Origin of the sequence: Pontibacter saemangeumensis (assembly GCF_039541895.1) — a bacterium.
Taxonomy (GTDB): Bacteria; Bacteroidota; Bacteroidia; order Cytophagales; family Hymenobacteraceae; genus Pontibacter; species Pontibacter saemangeumensis.
Genome location: NZ_BAABHC010000029.1, coordinates 585,128 through 602,254, shown reverse-complemented (window position 1 = coordinate 602,254; position 17,127 = coordinate 585,128). Strand labels below are relative to the sequence as shown.

Here is a 17,127-nt window from a genome sequence, read left to right as displayed (position 1 = left end):
TATGGATTTCCGCAGACTGCCTTAGCCGCGCACAGGAACTTCACAGTCGCTGCCTGCAGCGTCTAATCCGTCTCGGCTGGTGTATGAGCAAGTGCCAGGCAGCCATATAGTAAAGCGTACCAAGAACTTTTGCCTGTGCGATCCAAATACTGCAACACCATCAGCCGGTAGACCTCGCAGTGTACAGAGGTCCCGCGAGCGTCTGATAGACGAAGCGATAGCCTTTGCTGCCGGAGAATCGCAGGAGCTGCTAGTGTATATGCGTAGTATATATAAGCGGCGCCTTAGCATCTATCCCCTGTCTCCTGGCAAACCGAAGCCATGGTTTGATCTGGTTATTCACTGCCTTTGTCGATTTATATAAGGGCGGGCGCATATACTGTTGCTGCATACCATTAATAAAGGTATTTTTGATTAAATCAAAACAAGACTGGCTTTGAGCATTCTTAAAATTGACGGTGTTACCAAAACGTACGCCAACCACACCGCCCTGGACAACGTGAGCTTTGAGATTCCGAAGGGCTGTATCTTCGGCTTGCTGGGCCCAAACGGCGCCGGAAAAACGTCCCTTATCCGCATTATTACCCAGATTACGGGTGCCGACAGCGGCCATATATATTTCAAGGGCGAGCGCCTGAAGCCTGCGCATACCAAAGACATTGGCTATCTGCCCGAGGAGCGCGGCCTGTACAAGAAAATGAAGGTGGGCGAGCAGCTGCTGTACCTGACGCAGCTCAAGGGCCTGAGCAAAGAGGACGCCAAGGCGCGCATCAAAACCTGGGTAGACCGGTTTGAGATACGCGACTGGCTGGGCAAGAACATCGAAGACCTTTCGAAAGGAATGCAGCAGAAGGTGCAGTTTGTGGCCACGGTGCTGCACGAGCCGGCGCTTATTATCCTGGATGAGCCTTTCTCAGGCTTCGACCCGATCAACGCCAACCTGATCAAAGACGAGATACTTCGGCTGCGCGACAACGGGGCCACAATCATCTTCTCAACGCACCGCATGGAGTCGGTGGAGGAGCTCTGCGACAACATAGCCCTCATCAACCGGGCGCAGAAGGTGCTGGATGGGCCTGTGAAGGAGGTGAAGGACGCCTACAAAACCGATACCTACCAGGTAATCGGCAACGGCAAATTACTGATTACCTCACCGGATTTCCATGTGGTGGAACAGCACGACAACCACGGCATTTTCCGGGCGCATATCAGGTTACTGAACAACACTTCGCCAAACGACCTGCTGCGCTACCTCATCCAGCGCGTGGAAGTGCACTCTTTTGTCGAACTGGTGCCCAGCATAAACGATATCTTCATCCAAAAAGTAACTGAAAAACACCATGTCTAAAATCTGGCTGATCATACAACGCGAATACCTGACACGCGTGCGTAAGAAGAGCTTTATCATCATGACGCTGCTGACGCCGTTGCTGCTGGCCGCCTTTATGGTTCTGCCGGGCCTGCTGATCACGATGTCGGGCGAGACGGAAACGGTGATGGTGCTGGACGAAAGCAGCCTCTTCGAAGGGAAACTGAAGGACGAGAAGGACCTGAAGTTTATCCCGCTGTCGGGCTCGCTGGAGCTGGCCAAAACCGTATACCAGGAAACGGACAACACGGCCCTGTTATATATACCGAAGATGTCCATAGACGATCCGAAGGGCATTACGGTATATGGCAAGAAAAACACCAGCCTGCAGACACAGGTGCGCCTGGAGAACGTGCTGGAGAAAGAGATTGAGAACCAGCGTTTCCTGGCCTCAGGCCTGGACCGCGCCACACTCGACAAAATAGAGGCGGAGGTAAGCTTGAACACCATTAACCTGAGCGACGGCGGGGAGAAAGATAATAACGCCATCGTCACCTCGATTGCGGGGGTGGCGGGCGCCGTGATCATATATTTCTTCATCTTCTTATATGGCGTGCAGATCATGCGCGGCGTGATAGAGGAGAAAACGAGCCGCATCGTGGAGGTAATGATATCGTCGGTGAAGCCTTTCCAGCTGATGATGGGCAAAATAATAGGCATCGCCGCAGTGGGCCTGACGCAGTTCCTGCTTTGGATCGTGCTGTCGTTTATAGCGGTTACGGCTGTCTCTGCGGCATTTGGAATCGATGCCGCCCCATCGCCGGCAGCGCAGTTTGCCGCCGGGCAGGCCGCCGCGCAGGGCGGGCAGGTGACAGAAGAGGAGGAGTCCGCAACAGTGGCCAATGCCGCCGCCGAGAACGAAGTGGCCAACACCATCACCGATGTGAAGCAGAGTTTTGCCAACCTCAACATCGCCCTGATCTTCGGCTGTTTCCTGTTCTACTTTCTGGGCGGCTACCTGCTATATGGCTCGCTGTTCGGGGCCATCGGCGCCGCCGTAGACAACGAGACCGATACGCAGCAGTTCATGATGCCGATCACCATCCCGCTCATCATCTCGTTTATCATGTCCTACTCCGTGGTGCTGAAAAACCCGGACGGGCCGGTAGCCTTCTGGATGTCGATCATCCCGTTCACCTCACCGATCGTGATGATGGTGCGCGTGCCATTCGGCGTCCCGGCCTGGGAACTGCTCCTGTCGATGGGGCTGCTGGTGGCCGGCTTTGTGTTCACCACTTGGATTGCGAGCCGCATCTACCGCGTCGGTATCCTGATGTACGGCAAAAAGATCAATTACAAAGAATTGTCGAAGTGGCTGTTTTACCGGGTGTAGACGAGCTGAGGCACGAAATCATATATAGCCGGCCCCTCCATAGGCCGGCTATTTTTTGTAAATTGGTTTGATGAAGTACCCATACATGAAAAGAATAGCTTTCCTTCTTCTGTTACTCCAGGTGATTATGACAGCAGCTTCGGCGCAAGACAAAGACAAGCCTGCCTACAGGCTCTTCAACAAGAAAGGCAGGCACATCGGCTACAGCAAAATGCTGAAGGAGCTGCGGGAAGCGGATGTGGTGTTGTTTGGGGAGCAGCACAACGACCCGATTGCCCACTGGCTGCAACTGGAGGTGGCAAAGGATTTAAACCAGGCAAGCCCAGGACGTTTTGTGATCGGAGCGGAGATGTTTGAAGCCGACGTGCAACTGGTGCTGAATGAGTATATGGCGGGCCAGGTGCCAGAGGCAAACTTTGAGCAGGAGTCGCGGCCGTGGCCCAATTACAAAACAGACTACAGGCCGGTGCTACGCTATGCCAGGGAAAAGAAGATACCGGTTGTGGCCACCAACGTGCCGCGCCGGTACGCCGCGATGGTGTCGGGGGGAGGCTTGAAGGCTTTAGATACCGTGTCAGAGGATGCGAAGCACTATATAGCGCCGCTCCCGATACAGGTGGATATGGAACTGCCGGGTTACAAAGGCATGCTCAGCATGTTCGGCAGCAGCACACACGGCAACACCAAAAGCGAGCATGTTGTGCAGGCGCAGGCCCTGAAAGACGCCACCATGGCGCACTTTATCCTGCAGCAGGTGGCGCAGGGCAAGCAGGTATTGCACCTAAACGGCGCCTACCATTCCGACAATTTCGAAGGCATCGGCTGGTACCTCAGGCAAGGCAAGCCCACCATCAGGACCCGCACCATCACTACCGTGCTGCAGGATGACCTGGAGAAGCTGGCACAGGACCACTGTGGCAAGGCCGATTATATTATCGTAGTACCTACCGGCATGACCCGAACGTTTTGACCTAAAGCCATAAATTATAATGGCTTCGCAGCGTGAGCAGCTCCTGCGATTCTCCGGCAGCAAAGGCTGTCGCTTCATCTTTCAGACGCTCGCGGGACCTCCGTACACCGCGAAGTCTACCGGCTGATGATGGTGTTGCACAATATAGAATGCGCAAGCAAAATCTGCGTAGCACCCGCGCGCGTCTGAGGCGGGCTGTCATATATATAGAAACAGCGAAGCCCGGCTGCATAGACGGGCTTCGCTTATCAAAAAGAAAGAAGGTATCTGGTGAAATTAGGCAGAGAAGGAGCTGCCGCAGCCGCAGGTGCTCTTCGCCTGTGGGTTGCTGAACGTAAAGCCGCGGGCGTTCAGGCCGTCCTGGAAATCAACCTGCATGCCCATTACGTACATGCCGTGCTTCTTGTCCATGATCAGCGTCAGACCGTCGATATCGTAGGTCTCGTCCGAGTCCTTCGGCTTGTCAAAGCCCAGCAGGTACGACATGCCGGAGCAGCCGCCGCCCTGCACGCCTACGCGCAAGCCGTATTCAGCCGGAACATTTTTCTCTTGCATTATATTTCTCGCCTCCGCTAAAGCTTTTTCAGTCAGCGTGATAGGTGCAGTTTTGGTTTCTGTTGCCATAGTGTATGCGCTTTTATTTGTAGCCACAAACTTACACAATTCTCCCGAATTATGCGCGTCCTGAGCCCGGTTGTACTTATTAAACAGCCAAATGGCCTGAATGATTCATGCGGCTTACGTTAATTTTTTGCGATATTTAGGCTTTCAACACCTAGCGACATGAACGAGTTTCTTATTTTTATCATAGACCTCCTGAAGATTGCGCTGCCGGCTATTATTGTGGCGGTGGCGATGTATTTCCTTGTGAAGAAGCACTACGAGCGGGACTATAAGGTGCGGCTGCTGGAACTTCGGCAGAAGAACTCGGAGGTGGTGTTGCCGATCCGGCTACAGGCTTACGAGCGCGTAGCGTTGCTGCTGGAACGCATCACGCCAAGCAACCTGCTGCTGCGCGTGGGCGGCACCGGCCACACGGCTGCTGATTATCACCGCGTGCTGCTCAATGAAATCCGCAACGAGTTCAACCACAACATGTCGCAGCAGGTGTATATGACGGAGCAGGCCTGGCAGCAGGTAAAGCATGCCCGGGAGGATGTGGTGAACCTGATCAACAAAACCTACAAGGAGCTGCCGGAGAATGCCCGCGGCACCGATTTAGCAAAGCGCATTCTGGAAACAGTGCTGAGTACGGAGCAGGACCCGACCACGCGCGCCCTGAGTTATGTGAAGCAGGAGATAGCGCAGGTGTTTTAAGCTAAGGAGTTTAGGAGTTAAAAAGGTAAGAGTTAAAAAGTCGGATATCCTTATACCCCTAACTTTTTAACTCTTACCTTTTTAACTCTCTAACTTTCTAACTCAGCGGTTATCCAAACAACTCTCTCAGTTTTGCGACCAGCGCCTCTACCTGTTGTGGGCTGTGCGCAGGGAAGTTTGCGATCCGGATCTGGCTTTCTTTGTATTTGCCGTAGCCGCTGCCGATGGCCATATCGAACGCAGCCAGCTGCTTGTTTACTTCGGAGGCTGGAACTGTGGTGTTGGCCACAAGCGTGGTAGGGGAGCGATGTGCCGGGTTTTTCACCGCCGGAGAGAAGGTTCTGCTCTGCTCCAGGTAGGCATATAGCAGATCAGCCTTCGCTTTTGTCTCTCTCCTGATCTGCTCCACGCCTTTGCTGTTCATATCCTCCAGCACTTTGCCCAGCAGGTATATCCCCAGCACATTCGGCGTTTCCACTGTTTGGTTTACCTTCGCCTTGCTTAACAACGAAGGCAGGCTGTGGTACGAGCCAATCACATGGCCGCTTTCGGCCAAAGCTTCGGCCCTGGCGATACAGCGTTTATTCAGGAGCCACACGCCTAGTCCGGCTGGCAGCCCAAAGCATTTTTGCACCGAAAAGTACACGGCATCCACTTTCTCAAAATCGAACGCAGGATAAGGCAGCGAAGAAACGGCATCCACATATAAAAGCGCATCGGCGCCGGCCTTTTCACGGAAACGGTTTATATCCTCCACAGGGATGCACGCCCCCGAACTGGTCTCGTTCTGGATAAGCGCCACCAACTCGGCGGTTTCAGGCACAGCGATGTCTTGCAATCTAAAGCCTTCGCCGAACGGCACCTCATGCTTCTGCGCCTTCATGCCCAACTCCAGCGCCGTCTCGAAAAACCTGTCCGAAAAAGAGCCGTTCACCAGGTGAAAACTCTCCTGCCGCACATTGTTCTGGATCGCCCGTTCCCATACCTCGGTCGCCGAGGCTAAAAACAGTACCTCATATGTGTCGGGCAGCTGCAGCAACTGGCGCAGCCCTGCAACGGCATGGGCGAAAATCTCCTGAAACTGCTTGCTGCGGTGCGAGATGCTGCCGATCTTCTCCTGCAGTGCCGTCTGCATGTGCTGCGGCACCGTAGGGTACAACTCCGAGGGGCCCGGGGTGAAGTATATTTTGTTATTCATGTTTGGTTCTTTCTACAGCAGTTGCTTAAAGCCGGTTATATCCATTCGGCAAAGGCGCATTTGAATGCAAAAAATACGCTGTTTGAGGAAACGGTTTAACAATCAGCAATTAATACAGCATCCTGAACTTAATCGTGTGCTGGATGTGGCGCATATCGTTTACCAGCTGCTTGTCGTATTTTTTGTTGATATCGGTGATCACGTAGCCCACGCGCTCGTTTGTCTTGAGGTACTGGCCCAGGATGTTCACCTGGTTCTTCGCCAGCACGTTGTTGATGTCGGCAAGCACGCCCGGTACGTTTTCGTGGATATGGATGAGGCGGTGCGCGTTCTTCAGTTCCGGCAGTTGGATGTTCGGGAAATTCACGCTCTGGTACGTGTTTCCTGAGTTGATATAATCCATGATGCGGTTGGGTACGAAGTTGGCGATGTTCACCTGCGCCTCCGAGGTGCTGCCGCCGATGTGCGGCGTCAGGATCACGTTGGGCAGCCCGCGCAGCTCACTCACGAACGGCTCGCTGTTCGTGGCAGGCTCCTGCGGGAACACGTCTACAGCGGCACCGCGCAGCTTTCCGGATATAAGGTTCTCCACGAGCGCGGCAATGTCCACAACATGCCCGCGGCTCAGGTTCAGGAAGATGGACCCGGGTTTCATGGCGGCAAACTCCGCTGCCCCGAACATGTTCTTATTGTCCGGCCGACCGTCTACGTGCAGCGATACAAAATCAGCTTTCTCCAGCAGCTCCTGTAGCGTGTCGCACTTGCGGGCGTTGCCCAGTTGCAGCTTCTCCACCACGTCATAATAATACACCACCATGCCCATGGCCTCTGCGAGCACCGACAGCTGTGCGCCGATGTTGCCGTAGCCCACGATGCCCAGTTTTTTGTCGCGTACCTCAAAGCTGCCGGCGGCCGACTTGTCCCAGATGCCCTGGTGCATTTTATTGCTCTTGTCCACAATGCCACGGCTCAGCATGATGATCTGGCCTATAGCCATTTCCACCACGCTGCGGGTGTTGCTGTAGGGGGCGTTGAATACCGTGATCCCGGCCTCGAGGCAGGCGTTCAGGTCTATCTGGTTGGTGCCGATGCAGAAGGCGCCAACGCTCATCAGGCGGTTGGCGTGCTCCAGCACCTTGCGCGTCACGTGCGTCTTGCTTCGGATGCCCAGTATCGACACGTTCTGGATCTTCTCGCAAAGCTCTTCTTCGCTCAGGGCGCCGGATATCGTCTCCACCTGATAGCCTTCGCGCCGGAACAACTCTACCGCCTTCGGGTGGATGTTCTCCAGCAACAGCACACTGATCCTGTTTTTGGGGTAGGAGATGGCCATCGGAAGCTTGTTCTGGTACAGGAACTCGTCGAGGCTCGGGGCTATATGCTCTGCTTTCGCCACCACACTGTCGCGCGTCACGTTCTCGGTAAAGGCGTAGAATTTGTTTGCCAGGCCAGCCTCTTTGATCTCATAGTCGGTGTAACCGTCGCCGATCACATATACATCCCCCGAGAGGGCCAGCTGTTCCAGCAGTTTTATTTTCCCCTTGTCAAAGCTGAGCACGTTGTCCTCATCAAACCCGGTGATGTTGCCGTTTTCGTCCAGCTTAAACGTGTTGGCGTAGATATTTTCTTCTTTGATGCCGTACTCCGTCACGATGGGCGTGATGAACTCCTTAAACCCGCTTGACACAATAAAAATCTGGTCTGAGTACTCTGTCAGGAATTCCTTGTTCCGGCGGATAGACTCCGATACTTTGTCCTGCAGCCTGTTTATGAGATGGGGCAGGTGGCGCTCATGTGCTTTCAGCAGGGCCAGCCGCTTGCGAAGGCCGTCGGCAAACGAGCTTTCCCCGGCCATGGCGCTGTCCGTCAGTTGTTTTACCTGCTGCAGCACACGCTCTTTCTCGGGATGTCCTTCTAACGACAGCTCGCCCAGTTCGTCGAGGGCCTCTACTTTGGTGAAAGTGCTATCAAAATCAATAATGAAGTACTTGTCTTTGCTCATGACTGTTTATGAAATTGGGCCGCACTTCTCGCAAAAGCACAACCATGGGAATGAAGGCCCAAAAATAAACAAAAGAACCGGAAACATATAGTGCACCGGTTCTTTTTGGATAGAAGCTATTATAAAATCAAATAAAATTATAGCAATGCCAATTGAGCATTAATCGTTTTTTGATAAAAATCCTCGTAAATGGGCACGATTTTGTCAACATCGAAATCGGTGGCGCGCTGCAGGGCGTTGGCTTTGAAGCGTGGCAGGTTCTCATCGTCGAGGATATAGAGCGCCTTCTCCACCATCTCGTCTACGGCACCCACCGGGCACGTAAACCCTGTTACGCCATCAATATTGAGTTCCGGTATGCCGCCTGCATTGGAAGACACCACCGGCACCTCACAGGCCATCGCCTCCAACGCCGCCAACCCGAAGCTTTCCTTCTCAGAGGGCATCAGGAACAGGTCGGCAATGGAGAGCACTTCCTCCACGGCATCAAGTTTCCCTAAAAAGCGCACATCGTTGCAGATGCCCAGTTCGCGGCAAAGCTTCTCCATCTTCGGCCGGTCTGGCCCGTCGCCCACCAGCAGCAGCTTGCTTGGGATCTGCTGACGCACCTTCGCGAAAATCCGGATCACGTCATCCACACGCTTCACCGCTCTGAAGTTGGAGGTGTGCACCAGCAGTTTCTCGTTGTTTGGGCCGATGGCCAACCGAAAGTGCTCTTTCTTCTGGCGCTTGAACTTTTCGAGGTTGATGAAGTTCGGGATCACCTGGATGTCTTTCTCTATCTGGAAGTAGTCGTAGGTTTCGGCGCGGAGGCTGTCGGAAACCGCCGTCACCCCATCCGACTGGTTGATGCTGAAGGTAACCACCGGCTCAAAGGAGGCGTCCTTGCCCACCAGCGTAATGTCGGTGCCGTGCAGGGTGGTGATCACGGGAATGCTGATACCCTTGGTGCGGAGAATCTGCTTGGCCATATAGGCCGCCGAGGCGTGCGGGATGGCGTAATGCACGTGCAGCACATCCAGTTTCTCAAAGCGCACGATGTCCACCATCTTGCTTGCCAGCGCCAGCTCGTAGGGCGGGTACTGGAAGAGCGGGTAAGACGGTATATAGACTTCGTGGTAAAAAAGGTTCTCGTTAAAAAGGTCGAGGCGGGCGGGTTGGCTATAGGTTATAAAGTGCACCTGGTGGCCCTTCAGCGCCAGTGCCTTGCCTAGTTCTGTGGCTACTACGCCGCTACCCCCAAAGGTCGGGTAACAAACAATACCGATTCTCATTATGCTTTATATATAAAAACAAAAGTGCAGCGAATCATCGTTCGCTGCACCTGCTAAACTACCAATTATAAATTATGTTTTAGGTATGATGGCTTTATAGATAACATCGTGTATCCTGGTGCGGATGTTATACTTCACCAGCTTGTTGTTGCCGGCGTCCGGGAACACCCTGTTGGACAGGAACACATAGATCAGCTTGTTTTCAGGATCCACCCAGGCGCCTGTGCCGGTAAAACCGGTGTGTCCGAAGGTGCTCATTGGGGCCATATCTGAGGTGGGGCCGTTGCCCTCCGGCTCGGGCTTGTCCCAGCCAAGGCCGCGGCGGCTGTCGTTGGTCTGCTTTTTCGAGAACTCCGGCACCACGTTGGTGTTGAAGTAATCCTGCCCGCCGTATTTGCCGTTCTGCAGGTTCATCTGCAGCAAAATGGCCAGGTCGTTGGCGTTGGAGAACAAGCCGGCATGGCCTGCCACGCCGCCCAGCATGGCCGCTCCCTGGTCGTGCACGCTGCCCCAGATCAGGTTGTTGCGGAAATAGCGGTCGTCCTCGGTGGGCGCAATCACATCGCGCGAGTGTTTCAGCAGGGGCTTGTAGGTCATGGTGCTCAGGCCAAGCGGTGCGTAGAAGTTCTGGTCCATGAACTCGTCGAGCGGCTGGTTCAGCAGCTTCTCGGCCACGCGCTTCAGCACGTAAAAGTCAAGGTCGCTGTACCGGTAGTCATAGCCTTTGCCGGTTTTGCTCCGCGGCAGCATTCTGGAGGTCACCGTCCAGGCCCACAGCGAGTCCTCCATTGTTTTGATGGAGTAAAAGCCCGGTGTCACCTCGTTGGGGTAAGTATCGGTCTGGATGCTGGCATAGAACATCTGCTTGGTCTCCATCGAGGCGAGCGTTTTCTGCCAGTGCGGCAGTACCGGCAGCAGCCCGGCTTGGTGCGTCAGCACGTCGCGCATCACCATGGCCTCCTTGTTAGTCCCTTTCAACTCCGGCAGGTACGTGGAGACGCGCGCATCGAGGCTGATTTTGCCCCGGTCCTTCAGGAACATGATCGCCTGCAGCGTCGCCGCCACCTTGGTGATAGAGGCCACATCGTATACCGTGTTTTTGGTAACCGGCTTCACCTTCTCATAGGTGTTGTAGCCGTAAGCCTTGTCATATATCACGGTGCCGTCCTTCACCACCAGCACCTGCGCGCCAGGGGTGGCGGCATAGGCAACGGCTTCCAGCGCAATGTTATCGATCTGCTGCAGTACCTCTGAATTCATGCCCACGCTTTCGGGGGGGCCGTACTTCAGGCGGCCAATGGCCTGTGTGGGTACCCCGGTGCCTGCTTTCAGCTTTGCCGACGCGGTGACCGGCAGCCTGCCTTTGGCCGGCCGTGCCCCGAACAGCATTTGCGGCACCAGCGCCTGGGCCATTGGGTTGTCCTCGTAGCCGCATACCAGCCAGTCCGATCCCTCAAAGAACTTGAGGCTATAGGCGTTGCCCATCACCACCACCACTACTTTCTTGTTGGTACGCTCCTGCAGGTACTGGATAAAGGCTCGCGTGCCCACCCCCACGCCAAAATCCTTGGCCGGGGTAATGTTCATGTTGTGGATGCTCACTACCACCAGGTCGCTGTCCTTCAGCTTCGGGATCACCTTGGTGAAGGCCGAGTCCGGTGCAAAGCGGTTGGGGATGGTGAAGCGGTTGATGGGGGCATAGTTGCCGAGTGTTTGCTGGAACACATTGTCTGCCGGTGCACCGATTGCCACGGAGGCGATGCTCAGGGTGTCGAGGTTGCGGAACGGCAGCAGCCCGCCTTTGTTCCGGGCCACCGTGACTGAGTGCTCGAACAGCTGCTCCTGTACCACCGTGCTGATGGGCCTGTCCATTTCAGCCTGCAGGTTCTCCAGCACCACCGGCTTCAGGTTATTCAGGCCGGCCCAGTACTTGGCGTGCAGGATCTTGCGCACGTGCAGGTCCACTTCCTCCTGTGTTAGCTGCCCTGCGGTGATGGCTCCTTTTATTTTTCTGACTGCCATGGGCACGTCCTCCGGGAAAAGCAGCACGTCGTTGCCGGCAAGCAGGGCTTTCAGGTCCACTTCACCCGGTTTGTAGTAGCTGCTCACGCCTTTCATGTTCAAGGCATCCGTGAAAACAAGCCCTTTGTATTTCATTTTTCCCTTTAGGAGCCCGGTAACCAGGGCGGGGGAGAGGGTAGTGGCCAGGTTGCGGGTGGAGTCGATGCTGGGCATATATAAATGCGCCACCATCACGCCCATCACACCGGCCTCAAAAGCCTTGTTGAACGGGTAAAGCTCCACCTCGGTCAGGCGCTTCATGTCGTGGGGGATGACAGGCAGCGAGTGGTGCGAATCCGTGTCGGTGTCGCCGTGGCCAGGGAAATGCTTGGCCACCGCCATCACGCCGTGGTCCTGCAGCCCTTTGATGTAGGCGATGCCGCGGCGCGTTACCTCCTCTTTCGACTCGCCGAAGGAGCGGCTGCCGATCACGGGGTTGGCGGGGTTCACGTTCACGTCCATCACCGGCGAGAAACTCACGTTCACGCCCAGTCGCTTCATCTTCAGGGCGATCTCACGGCCCATCAGGTAGATGTACTTCTCGTCGTCAAGGGCCCCCAGGGTCATCTGGCGGGCAAAGTGCATGCTGCTGTCCAGGCGCATGTTCAGGCCCCACTCGGCATCCATAGCGATGAGCAGGGGCACCCGCGCCAGGCGCTGAAAGCGGTTGGTGAGCACCGCCTGGCGCACCGGGCCGCCCTGCATAAACATGATGCCCCCCACGCCATAGCGGCTCACGAGGGTGTCGATCTCACGGAAATGCTTTTTGTCTTTGTTCGAGTAGGCGGCCACCATAAAAAGCTGGCCGATGCGCTGATCAGGAGAGAGCGTCGTCATCAGGCTGTCGACCCATTGTTTCTCTTTTGGATTAACGACCACCTCTTCCGATGACTTTAATGACATCAGTGGTCCCATGGCAAGAAAAACAAGTATCAACAACCCTAAACTAAAACTCTTCAACATCCTTTAGTACTTTTTTATAATTGGAACAAGTCAAAATTAAGCCTAATTTTGCAATAGGCGGTTCAGAAAACAGACTAAATTTCAGCAGTGACACCGGATTTGCCTTTCATCGCATGTAAAAGGGAGGCGAAGAGCCTGAAGCCTGCCCGCGAGCGCATATGGCAAAAAGGTAGCCTTCGTAGTGCTAACGCCACCAGCTCCTGTACCGGCACCTGCACCCTCGCCTATATTTAAGACGTGGATTATATGCAAATCGTTAGATGTTTTCCAACCTCTGTTTAACAATCGGTCTGTAAATTAATAATAAATTTAATTCTGAATAAGTTCTGTTTTTACATATTATAATAGTAAAAACAAATATTTGGCCGGGATTGCCTTCAGGGGCTGGTTGAGATAAAAAAAATATTAACAAGGAGCTAAAGAACCGGATGCCCGACATCATACACTTATTGCCTGACTTCCTGGCCAACCAGATTGCCGCCGGCGAGGTAGTGCAACGCCCCGCCTCGGTGGTGAAGGAGCTGCTGGAGAACGCCGTGGATGCGCGTGCCACCAGCATCCAGGTCATCGTGAAGGAGGCGGGCAAGCAGTTGGTGCAGGTGGTGGACAATGGCATCGGCATGTCTGAGACGGATGCCCGCATGTGCTTCGAGCGCCACGCCACCTCCAAGATCAGCACCACAGAAGACCTGTTCCGCATCCGGACGATGGGGTTCCGGGGCGAGGCCATGGCCTCCATCGGCGCTGTGGCGCAGGTAGAACTCAAGACCAGGACGCATGGTGCTGAAGCCGGCACAAAGCTGGTGGTGGAAGGCTCTGCCATCGTGCTGCAGGAACCTGCGGTAGCGGCGGCGGGCACCTCCATCGCCGTGAAAAACCTGTTTTTCAACGTGCCCGCCCGGCGTAACTTCCTCAAGACCAATGCCGTGGAGATGCGCCATGTCCTGGACGAGTTTCAGCGGGTGGCGCTGGCTTACCCGGAGGTGGCCTTTACCCTCCACCACAACGACACCGAGGTGTTCAACCTGCCGGCGGGGAAGCTAAGCCAGCGCATCGTGAGCATCTTTGGCAGCAACTACAAAGAGCAGATGGCCTACTGCGAGGAAGACACCACCTTCCTGACGGTAAAGGGCTATATAGGCAAACCGGAGCATGCCAGAAAAACGCGCGGGGAGCAGTTCTTTTTCGTGAACAACCGTTTTGTGAAGAGCGGCTACCTGAACCACGCGGTGATGACGGCCTTCGAAGGGCTGGTATCCAAGGAGAACCACCCCTTTTATGTGCTGTTCATCGAGCTGGATCCGGAGAAGATCGACATCAACGTGCACCCGACCAAAACCGAGATCAAGTTTGAGGACGAAAAAACGGTGTATGCCATTGTGCACGCCGCCGTGAAGAAAGCCCTTGGCGCCTACAACATCGCGCCCTCGCTGGACTTTGAAGGGGATGTGAACTTTGCCCCGCTGCAGCCGATCCGGGTGCAGGGCGGTTACAACGAGTTTGACCCCGGCAACAACAGGCCCGGAAGCGGGGGCAGCACGGCCTTCCCGGGTTTTACGCCGCCCGCCTCTTCCCGTAGGGCAACCTCTAAAGGATGGGAGCAGCTGTATGAGCCCCTGCGGGAGCAGCCGGCGCAGGAGGGCACCACCACCTCGGCCACATCGGGCATGGGGCTGCTCGACAGTGCCTTTGCCGCACCGGAGGTGCCCGCCACGTATGCAAACAAGGCCATCCAGATACACCAGAAGTACCTGCTGGTGCAGGTGAAGTCGGGGGTGCTGATCATCGACCAGCAGGCGGCGCAGGAGCGCATCCTGTATGAGAAGTACAGTGTGCTGCTGCAGAAGAAAACAGGGGCCTCGCAGGCGCTGCTTTTCCCGCAGACGCTGCAGCTCTCGCCAGCCGATGCGGCGCTGGTGCACGAGCTGGCGGGGGAGTTCAAGGATATAGGCTTCCTGTTTGAGGACTTTGGCGGCAACACCATCATCCTGAACGGCATACCGGCCGATGTGCATGCGGCCAACGAGAAGGAACTGCTGGAGGAGTTAATAGAGCAGTACAAAAACAATTCGGCCACGTTAAAGCTTGATAAACGGGAGAATCTGGCCCGTGCCATGGCCCGTCGCATCGCCTCGCGGTCGGTGGCGCGCATGTCGGACCTGGAGATGAACTCGCTCGTGGACAAGCTTTTTGCGTGCCAGGTGCCGCATTATGCGCCCGGCGGGCAGAAGACACTCGTGATCATGGAGCTTGGCCAGCTGCATGAGCTGTTCCAGAAAGGCTAAGGCTGACCGGCTGATTTTTTTACTGTTGATTTGATTGCGGCGGATCGCCGTGATCACCCTGAACCTATTTATAATTAGAACAAGCACCCGCTGTAGCCCATGACCGGGGCGGGGCTTATACTTTAAAAGGCAAAATCGCATGTTCAATATCACCCCCATGGTCCGGAATCTCCTGATCATCAACGTGGTTGTGTTTTTATTGCAGAATGGTGGCATTGTAACGATGGAGACTTTTGCGCTGCATTACTTTGGCTCCGATTACTTCAGGCCGGTGCAGCTGTTTACGCACATGTTCATGCACGGCAGCTGGGGGCACCTCTTCAGCAACATGTTCAGTCTGTTCATCTTCGGGCCCATGCTGGAGCGTTTCTGGGGGCCGCAGCGCTTCCTGGTCTTTTACCTGATCACGGGACTGGGCGCCAGCCTGCTGTACACCGGCGTGCGCGCCTTTGAGCTCAACAACCTGGAGGAGGAGACCGCCATCTATATGGAGAACCCCAGCCCGGTGGCTTTCGACAACTACATGGACGAGCATATACGGCCCGGCGCCGGAAGGGAGCTTGCCGTGGCTTACCTGCGCAACCCCGACAACCCGGAATACATAGAGGCTAGCCGCGAGATGGTAGGCCAGGTATATAACGCCGTCTTCAACAGCCCGCTTGTGGGTGCCTCTGGTGCAATTTTTGCTATACTCATGGCCTTTGGGCTGCTGTTCCCGAACCTGGAGCTCATGCTGCTTTTCCTGCCCGTCCCGATCAAGGCGAAGTACTTTGTGCTGTTCTACGGAGCCTACGAATTATACGCGGGCTTCAACCGGACACCGGGCGATAACGTAGCACATTTTGCGCACCTCGGAGGCATGCTGTTCGCGTATATACTGGTGAGAATGTGGCAGCGAAACGACTATCAGGATAACTTTTAAAGCATAATGAGCATCATCGAAGACATCAAGTACGCCTTCCGGCAGCCGAACAACACGTTGAAGCAGCTTATCCTGATCAACATCATCGTGTTTGTGGTGCTGATCGTGACGCGCACCATCCTGTACCTGACAAGCGCCTCGGGTATATATGGCCTGATCATGCAGTACCTGGCGCTCAACTCGTTTCCGCTCACCTTCATCACCCGCCCCTGGACGCTGATCACCTACTTTTTCACCCACGAGGGCTTCCTGCACATCATCTTCAACATGCTCAACCTGTACTGGTTCGGGCAACTGGTGCGCGAGTACCTGGGCGAGAAAAAACTGCTGAGCCTCTATATACTGGGGGGGATAGCGGGTGGGGTGCTGTACCTGCTGAGCTATAACTTTATCCCGTACTTTGCCGACCGGGCCGCCTACTCCATGATGATCGGGGCCTCTGCGAGCGTGCTGGCCATTGTGGTGGGCGCGGCCACGCTGCTGCCCAACTTTTCCTTCAACCTCATCCTCATCGGTCCGATCAAGATCAAGTACATCGCGGCGTTCCTGGTGCTGCTGTCTATTTCGGGGGCCGTGGGCGATAATGCGGGCGGCAACATCGCCCACATTGGCGGCGCTGTCATCGGTTGGGTCTTTGTAAAGCAACTGCAGCGCGGCAATGATATGGGCCGCCCCGTGCATGCCGTGATCGGGTTTTTCAGCAGGCTTTTCAGCCGCAGGCCCAAGCTGAAAGTGACCCACCGGAATACAGGCGCACCCACTACCGCATCCAGGGGCGGCGGGAGCGCGTTTGGCACCAGCGGCAAGCCCAGTCAGAACGAGATCGACCGCATCCTCGACAAAATATCCAGCTCCGGGTATGAGAGTCTTTCCAAGGAAGAAAAGCAGAAACTTTTCCAGGCGAGCCAGAAAGACTAAGCTATATATGGCAGTGTTCCGAAACGAACCCGAGGAGTGGCAACGGCTGGATTGGGCGATCCTGCAGAACGGCTACGCCTGCCTCTACTCACGCCAGGAATTCCTGCTCATCGACGTGATGTGGTTCCGGAAAGAGCGCTACCGCGTCATCGAGTTCGACTGCGCGAAATGGGCCAATGACGCGGCGATGCACGATGAGCTGAAGCAGAAGCTCCGCTTCAGGGATACGTACAAAAGCGATTTTGCCTCTCTGAAAGAAAGCCTCAGGGAAATAGACATAACCGGCAAAGGCACCGTGCTACTGCTCCACCACTTCGATTCAGTTGACAAGGAAACTGCCCAGATCCTGCTCGACATCCTGGCCCGCGCCTCGCAGTGGCACCTGTTAATGGGCGAGCGCCTGCTGACGCTGCTGCAGGTCGATAACCCTGACACCGCTTATGAACCGGTAGGGGCGAGGCCCGTGCTCTGGAACCCGCACGAGTGGCTTGGTTTGCCGGGGTAGTTGCTATGAG

13 protein-coding genes are annotated in these 17,127 nt (G+C 55.3%); 8 read left to right on the top strand and 5 right to left on the bottom strand.

The features are described 5' to 3' along the window. Positions 1-436 precede the first annotated feature (436 nt). From ABD920_RS20790 to ABD920_RS20780, 3 genes are all read left to right on the top strand, one after another. Positions 437-1,348, top strand: coding sequence for an ABC transporter ATP-binding protein (locus tag ABD920_RS20790; protein ID WP_345161873.1), 912 nt, complete (start codon positions 437-439; stop codon positions 1,346-1,348). Next, positions 1,341-2,702 carry an ABC transporter permease gene (locus ABD920_RS20785; protein WP_345161871.1) on the top strand — a complete coding sequence of 454 codons (1,362 nt, stop codon included), beginning with the start codon at positions 1,341-1,343 and terminating at the stop codon, positions 2,700-2,702. The genes ABD920_RS20790 and ABD920_RS20785 overlap by 8 nt, the downstream gene beginning before the upstream one ends. A 127-nt stretch (positions 2,703-2,829) precedes the next feature. Next, complete coding sequence (locus tag ABD920_RS20780) at positions 2,830-3,672, top strand: ChaN family lipoprotein (protein WP_345161869.1); 843 nt, start codon at positions 2,830-2,832, stop codon at positions 3,670-3,672. Between the two features lie 276 nt (positions 3,673-3,948). Here the strand turns inward: ABD920_RS20780 and ABD920_RS20775 are convergent, their stop codons facing one another. Then, positions 3,949-4,296, bottom strand: coding sequence for a HesB/IscA family protein (locus ABD920_RS20775; protein WP_345161867.1), 348 nt, complete (start codon positions 4,294-4,296; stop codon positions 3,949-3,951). A gap of 159 nt (positions 4,297-4,455) precedes the next feature. On the opposite strand from ABD920_RS20775, the gene ABD920_RS20770 reads away from it, so the two are divergent. After that, positions 4,456-4,989, top strand: coding sequence for a DUF7935 family protein (locus tag ABD920_RS20770; RefSeq protein WP_345161865.1), 534 nt, complete (start codon positions 4,456-4,458; stop codon positions 4,987-4,989). Positions 4,990-5,098: 109 nt separating this feature from the next. Here ABD920_RS20770 and ABD920_RS20765 read toward each other — a convergent pair whose 3' ends face one another. The 4 genes from ABD920_RS20765 to ABD920_RS20750 form a co-directional block, all read right to left on the bottom strand. Further along, positions 5,099-6,187: an aminotransferase class V-fold PLP-dependent enzyme gene (locus tag ABD920_RS20765; protein ID WP_345161863.1), complete on the bottom strand. Its 1,089-nt coding sequence runs from the start codon at positions 6,185-6,187 to the stop codon at positions 5,099-5,101. Positions 6,188-6,296: 109 nt separating this feature from the next. After that, positions 6,297-8,189, bottom strand: coding sequence for a phosphoglycerate dehydrogenase (serA, locus tag ABD920_RS20760; protein ID WP_345161861.1), 1,893 nt, complete (start codon positions 8,187-8,189; stop codon positions 6,297-6,299). A 137-nt stretch (positions 8,190-8,326) separates the two neighbouring features. Next, positions 8,327-9,463 (bottom strand): N-acetyl-alpha-D-glucosaminyl L-malate synthase BshA, encoded by a 1,137-nt coding sequence (gene bshA / locus ABD920_RS20755; RefSeq protein ID WP_345161860.1) that lies wholly within the window; start codon positions 9,461-9,463, stop codon positions 8,327-8,329. 72 nt (positions 9,464-9,535) lie between these two features. Beyond that, positions 9,536-12,427 (bottom strand): serine hydrolase domain-containing protein, encoded by a 2,892-nt coding sequence (locus tag ABD920_RS20750; protein ID WP_345161858.1) that lies wholly within the window; start codon positions 12,425-12,427, stop codon positions 9,536-9,538. A 488-nt stretch (positions 12,428-12,915) separates the two neighbouring features. Here ABD920_RS20750 and mutL point away from each other — a divergent pair, with 488 nt between their 5' ends. The 4 genes from mutL to ABD920_RS20730 all read left to right on the top strand — a co-directional run bounded on the left by mutL (position 12,916) and on the right by ABD920_RS20730 (position 17,117). Continuing rightward, positions 12,916-14,772, top strand: coding sequence for a DNA mismatch repair endonuclease MutL (gene mutL / locus ABD920_RS20745; protein WP_345161856.1), 1,857 nt, complete (start codon positions 12,916-12,918; stop codon positions 14,770-14,772). A gap of 139 nt (positions 14,773-14,911) precedes the next feature. After that, the gene (locus ABD920_RS20740) at positions 14,912-15,694 is read left to right on the top strand and encodes a rhomboid family intramembrane serine protease (protein WP_345161854.1); all 783 of its coding nucleotides are present in this window, start codon (positions 14,912-14,914) and stop codon (positions 15,692-15,694) included. A gap of 6 nt (positions 15,695-15,700) precedes the next feature. Continuing rightward, positions 15,701-16,612: a rhomboid family intramembrane serine protease gene (locus ABD920_RS20735; RefSeq protein ID WP_345161852.1), complete on the top strand. Its 912-nt coding sequence runs from the start codon at positions 15,701-15,703 to the stop codon at positions 16,610-16,612. A 7-nt stretch (positions 16,613-16,619) separates the two neighbouring features. Beyond that, positions 16,620-17,117, top strand: coding sequence for a barstar family protein (locus tag ABD920_RS20730; protein ID WP_345161850.1), 498 nt, complete (start codon positions 16,620-16,622; stop codon positions 17,115-17,117). The last annotated feature ends 10 nt before the right edge of the window (positions 17,118-17,127 follow it).

Bases quoted from the DNA above. Each gene is read 5' to 3' on its own strand.
- ABD920_RS20750 (WP_345161858.1), bottom strand. From the start codon at position 12,427: ATGTCATTAAAGTCATCGGAAGAGGTGGTCGTTAATCCAAAAGAGAAA.
- ABD920_RS20765 (WP_345161863.1), bottom strand. From the start codon at position 6,187: ATGAATAACAAAATATACTTCACCCCGGGCCCCTCGGAGTTGTACCCT.
- ABD920_RS20730 (WP_345161850.1), top strand. From the start codon at position 16,620: ATGGCAGTGTTCCGAAACGAACCCGAGGAGTGGCAACGGCTGGATTGG.
- ABD920_RS20780 (WP_345161869.1), top strand. From the start codon at position 2,830: ATGACAGCAGCTTCGGCGCAAGACAAAGACAAGCCTGCCTACAGGCTC.
- bshA (WP_345161860.1), bottom strand. From the start codon at position 9,463: ATGAGAATCGGTATTGTTTGTTACCCGACCTTTGGGGGTAGCGGCGTA.
- serA (WP_345161861.1), bottom strand. From the start codon at position 8,189: ATGAGCAAAGACAAGTACTTCATTATTGATTTTGATAGCACTTTCACC.
- ABD920_RS20740 (WP_345161854.1), top strand. From the start codon at position 14,912: ATGTTCAATATCACCCCCATGGTCCGGAATCTCCTGATCATCAACGTG.
- ABD920_RS20770 (WP_345161865.1), top strand. From the start codon at position 4,456: ATGAACGAGTTTCTTATTTTTATCATAGACCTCCTGAAGATTGCGCTG.
- ABD920_RS20735 (WP_345161852.1), top strand. From the start codon at position 15,701: ATGAGCATCATCGAAGACATCAAGTACGCCTTCCGGCAGCCGAACAAC.
- ABD920_RS20775 (WP_345161867.1), bottom strand. From the start codon at position 4,296: ATGGCAACAGAAACCAAAACTGCACCTATCACGCTGACTGAAAAAGCT.
- mutL (WP_345161856.1), top strand. From the start codon at position 12,916: ATGCCCGACATCATACACTTATTGCCTGACTTCCTGGCCAACCAGATT.
- ABD920_RS20785 (WP_345161871.1), top strand. From the start codon at position 1,341: ATGTCTAAAATCTGGCTGATCATACAACGCGAATACCTGACACGCGTG.